The organism is Synechococcus sp. R55.7, assembly GCF_047461955.1.
Lineage (GTDB): Bacteria > Cyanobacteriota > Cyanobacteriia > Thermostichales > Thermostichaceae > Thermostichus.
In genome coordinates this window covers 1-4,077 of the sequence record NZ_JANSIC010000143.1, presented here as the reverse complement: position 1 = coordinate 4,077, position 4,077 = coordinate 1, and the positions used below count along the sequence as shown (strand labels likewise).

5 protein-coding genes are annotated in these 4,077 nt (G+C 58.6%); 4 read left to right on the top strand and 1 reads right to left on the bottom strand.

Annotation, left to right across the window (positions count from 1 at the left end; translation table 11 throughout):
• Nucleotides 1-55: 55 nt before the first annotated feature.
• Nucleotides 56-1,033 (top strand): PspA/IM30 family protein, encoded by a 978-nt coding sequence (locus NW820_RS08560; protein WP_011432908.1) that lies wholly within the window; start codon nt 56-58, stop codon nt 1,031-1,033.
• A gap of 70 nt (nt 1,034-1,103) precedes the next feature.
• On the opposite strand, the gene NW820_RS08555 is transcribed toward NW820_RS08560, so the two are convergent.
• Nucleotides 1,104-1,859: a 5'-methylthioadenosine/adenosylhomocysteine nucleosidase gene (locus tag NW820_RS08555; protein ID WP_414382819.1), complete on the bottom strand. Its 756-nt coding sequence runs from the start codon at nt 1,857-1,859 to the stop codon at nt 1,104-1,106.
• Between the two features lie 221 nt (nt 1,860-2,080).
• On the opposite strand from NW820_RS08555, the gene NW820_RS08550 reads away from it, so the two are divergent.
• The 3 genes from NW820_RS08550 to NW820_RS08540 form a co-directional block, all read left to right on the top strand.
• Nucleotides 2,081-2,545, top strand: a complete 465-nt coding sequence (locus NW820_RS08550; protein ID WP_011432906.1) for a YbjN domain-containing protein — start codon at nt 2,081-2,083, stop codon at nt 2,543-2,545.
• 17 nt (nt 2,546-2,562) lie between these two features.
• The gene (locus NW820_RS08545) at nt 2,563-3,294 is read left to right on the top strand and encodes a lipoyl protein ligase domain-containing protein (RefSeq protein ID WP_011432905.1); all 732 of its coding nucleotides are present in this window, start codon (nt 2,563-2,565) and stop codon (nt 3,292-3,294) included.
• Nucleotides 3,295-3,439: 145 nt separating this feature from the next.
• Nucleotides 3,440-4,077 (top strand): TPM domain-containing protein (locus NW820_RS08540; protein ID WP_414407245.1); only part of this gene is annotated, 638 nt, incomplete at its 3' end.

The window sequence follows — 4,077 nt, the reverse complement described above, 5'->3', positions numbered from 1 at the left end:
CTATCTTATTATTTCTTAACTTTTGTTCTTGTTCTGCACAATAGGAGTGACCCCCATGACCTCAAGAACTTCCCTTCTGATGACTGTGGCTGTCCTTTCGGGCAGTTGGCTTGTTCTTCCGGCGGCAGCACAATCTTCCGGGACGGCCCGGGTGCGGTCGGTGGTGGATGGGGATACCTTCTGGGCGGACTTGAACGGCAGGCCAACCCGTTTCCGTCTGGCCTATGTGGATGCGCCGGAGCTGACCCAAGGGCGCTGGGGGCGGCTATCCCAAGAGGCTCTGCAAAACTTGCTCCCGACGGGATCCCTGGTGCAGGTGGATACCCTCTATGTCACACCGGAAGGGCTTCACATTGCCCAGGTGTACAACGCCGATGGTTTGGTGAATTTGGAGATGTTGCGCCAGGGTCAGGCGGTGGTTTACGAGCGCTTTTTGCACGGGGCCAATCGGCAACGCTACCTAGAAGCCCAAGAGGCGGCCCAAGCGGCGCGGTTAGGCTTCTGGCAGCAACGCAATCCGGTGATGCCTTGGGAGTTTCGGGAGACGGCCACGCAAACCTCGGCCTTTGCGGGGGTCAATGTTTTGGATGGTTCTTTGATTCGTGAAAATCCGGCGGCGGCTGCGGGTGTGGGGATTGCTACTGCGGTGGTGATGGTGGGTCTGAGCAAGGTGCTGTGGAGAAAGCCCAGCCGACAGAGGGTGAGCATCCGGCAGATGGAGCGGGATCTGAAACAATTGCAGCGCAGCCTGACCACAACCCTGGCCAGTCGCAAGCAACTGGAACGGCGGTACGACGAAATTTTGCAAAAGGCCGAAGATTGGTTTGTCAGGGCTGAGAAAGCCAGCCAACAGAACCAGGATGACCTTGCCCGCGAGGCTTTGGTTCGGCGCAACCAGCACATGAGCGCAGCAGAAGCGGTTCGCAAATCTTTGGATGAAGTTGAAGCACAGGTGGCAACCCTTCGCGAAGGCATTTCCCGCCTGGAAAGCCAGATCTCGATGGCCAAGCTGGAGCGGGAGATGAACAACTGACGCGAACGCAACCATGCCCAACTCCTCTTTTGCGTCTTTTGCGCTAGAGGAGGGGATCTGCGCACTTGGGCTAAGGCAAGGACGGGGGCAGGTTTTGCAGGATGGTGCGGACAACTGCTGCTGAGTTGAGCGCCGCCGTTTGAAAAAAGCTCAAGAAATCCGTATCGTCCCCTGCATCGCTAACCGAGCGCACCAGCAAACAAGGGATCCCGGCTTCTTGCGCTACTCGCACCACGGCTGCCCCCTCCATCTCCACAACCAAAGCGCCGGTGCGTTCTCGGATTTGTCGGCGTAGGTCTGCGTCGGCCACAAACACATCGCCGGTGGCCACCAAGCCTTGATGGATGACGGGATCCCGGCCTTGTAGGGGGTGGAGAGGGATCCGCTCGGGGTGGGCCACGATCAGGTCGTAGAGAGCGCTATCGGCTTCTGCCAAGGGGTGGCGCAGCTCTGGGATAAAGTCGATCCCCAAGACAAAGCCCTCGGGTCGTCCGGTGCCAAAGTCGTGCTCAATCGCCGCATGGGCCAGCACCACATCTCCCATGTGCAGGTGATCGGCCAAGGCCCCGGCCACACCGGTAAAAATGATCCCCTGCAAAGGGAAATGGGCCACCAACAGAGCCGCCGTGGTTGCCGCCCGCACCTTGCCCACCCCACCTTGTACCACCACCACCGGTTGCCCCGCCAGGGATCCCTGGTGGAACTGTCGCCCCAGATGGGTATGGATGGAGCAGGTTTCCATTGCTGCGGTGAGCATGGCCACTTCCTCGGGCAGGGCTCCAAGAATACCAATGGCTTTCTGGGGGAGATGAGATGGAGATTCCATAGAGCTTCCCTCAGGTTCTTCGAAAGACTTTTGAACAGGCTCTCTCTCCAGTTGGCGGGGGGGATCGCTTGCCCTCACCTGTCCGGCCACTTAGTGAACCATTGCCAACGGTTTCATTCTCGCCTGAGTTGAGGATCCCAAAGCGATGACCGGATAGGTCGGAGTCTTAGGCGGTATAGCGGTATAGTTGAGGTGGTTGGATAGGGAATAGGGGGAAGACCATGGTCTACAGTGAGCCGCTCATGAGCACCTTTAACCCTTCGCCAGAGGTTTTTCCAGAGTCCGTTCGCTACGTTGAGGTTGTCTCGGCGGTGGTTTCCAGCCTCAAGGAGGATGCCGCCTACGAGAACCACGAGCAAGGTCACACCTGGAAATTCACCTACGGCACGGCAGAAGTGTTCGTCCATTTGAGCGGCGAATCCCCAGAAGACACCCTTTTGGTATGGTCTCCTGTTCTCTCTCTGCCGGTGGCAGAACCGGCCAAGCTGATGCAGAAGCTCCTGGAGAAGAATTGGAGCGACACCCTAGAGGCGCGCTTTTGCATCTGGAACAACCAGGTGGTGCTGAACCACTACCGCACCTTGGAAGGGATCACAGCGGGCGAAATTTCCCGGGCCATCACCATTGTGGCCAGCTTGGCCGATGAATATGATGAGCCCCTCCAGGCGGAGTTTCCCAAAGTTTAGGGTCTGGCTTTGCCGGGATGGGATCCCAGGGATACTGGCTCCCCTACCGCGTGGCCTCTGGGGCCCGGCAAATGGAGCAGGATGCCTGGCTTCTGCAGCGGCTGCGCCATGACCCTCACCCCTGCCTGCGCTTTTATGGCTGGGATCAGCTTACCCTCTCGCTGGGACGGCACCAGGTTTGGCCAGATCCCCTGCCAGGGATCCCGATTGTGCGCCGACCCACGGGGGGAAGGGCGGTGCTCCATCAGGCGGCTGAGGATGCAGCAGAGCTGACCTACAGCTTGGTGTTGCCCCTTTCTTACTTGCAAGCCAGGTTGCCCAGTTTGCAGCGGGCCTGGGTGTACGACTTCTGTTGCCGCTTTTGGGTGCAGGGGTTGGCGGAGCTGGGCATTGCCATAGATGAGCCCGCTTTTGCTCACGGCCGAAGCCACCGGGATCCCGGCTACCGCAACAAGACCAGTTGCTTTGCCTCCCGTACCCGTGCTGACTTGAGCTGGCAGGGCAAAAAGCTGATGGGCAACGCCCAACTGTGGCAACCTTGGGGGATCCTGCAACAGGGATCCCTCCTATTGCAACCCAATCTAGAGCTGTGGGAACGGTATCTGCCCGGCTCGCAGGTGATTGGTATCTACGACATTTGCCCCACGGCGCCAGGGATCCCTGCTTTGATCGAACATTTTCTCCAGGCCGCCCGGGAGTGCTTTGAAGTGGAATGGCAAGAAGAAGCCTGGCTCCCTTGGCCGGACTGAGGGCCGGTTGCTGTTAACAATTACTAGCAACAAGAAGCGGCTTGTCTCAACCGTTCCCCAACTCCCCTCTCTCCCTGGGAAAAGGACTGCCAGTCTAGCCGAGACAGCTGTGCTAGAACCTAGGCAGCGCTCAGCCAGGTAAGCCATGCCGAAAGTTTGGGCGGCAGTTTTGCTAGTTGTATCCCTGCTGCCGCAGCCCGCTTGGGCCATTACCCTTGAACAAGTGCCCAACCCCCGCCGTCAGTATGGAGGGTGGGTTTCCGATACCGCCAACATCCTCAGCAGCAGCACCGAAAACGAGCTCAACCGTCTTATCACTCAGCTTGAGCAGCGCACCAGTGCCGAGATGGCAGTGGTTACCGTGCCGAATACTCAGGGATATGCAACACCAAAAGACTTCACCACGCAGCTATTTAACTACTGGGGGATCGGCAAGGCAGGCCAAAACAACGGGGTTTTGTTTCTCATCTCGGTAGGGGATCGGCGGGTGGAAATCGAAACGGGCAGGGGCCTGGTCGCTATCCTCCCCGACAGCCGAGTCCAGCAGATTATCGACCAGCAGATCCTGCCTCGGTTTCGCAATGGGGATTTTGATGGCGGCACTCTGGCGGGGGTGCGGCAGTTGACCTCGGTGTTGCAGGGCCAGCCCGTTGCAAATGTTCCTGCGGCAGCTTCTGGAGTTACCACCTCAACGATTGCAACTTCTTCTGGGGCAGTGGCCCAGGGCATTGATTCTTCCCTGGTGGAAGGGATCCTGCTGCTGCTGGGGATCATCATTTTGGG

Bases quoted from the DNA above. Each gene is read 5' to 3' on its own strand.
- NW820_RS08560 (WP_011432908.1), top strand. From the start codon at position 56: ATGACCTCAAGAACTTCCCTTCTGATGACTGTGGCTGTCCTTTCGGGC.
- NW820_RS08555 (WP_414382819.1), bottom strand. From the start codon at position 1,859: ATGGAATCTCCATCTCATCTCCCCCAGAAAGCCATTGGTATTCTTGGA.
- NW820_RS08550 (WP_011432906.1), top strand. From the start codon at position 2,081: ATGGTCTACAGTGAGCCGCTCATGAGCACCTTTAACCCTTCGCCAGAG.
- NW820_RS08545 (WP_011432905.1), top strand. From the start codon at position 2,563: ATGGGATCCCAGGGATACTGGCTCCCCTACCGCGTGGCCTCTGGGGCC.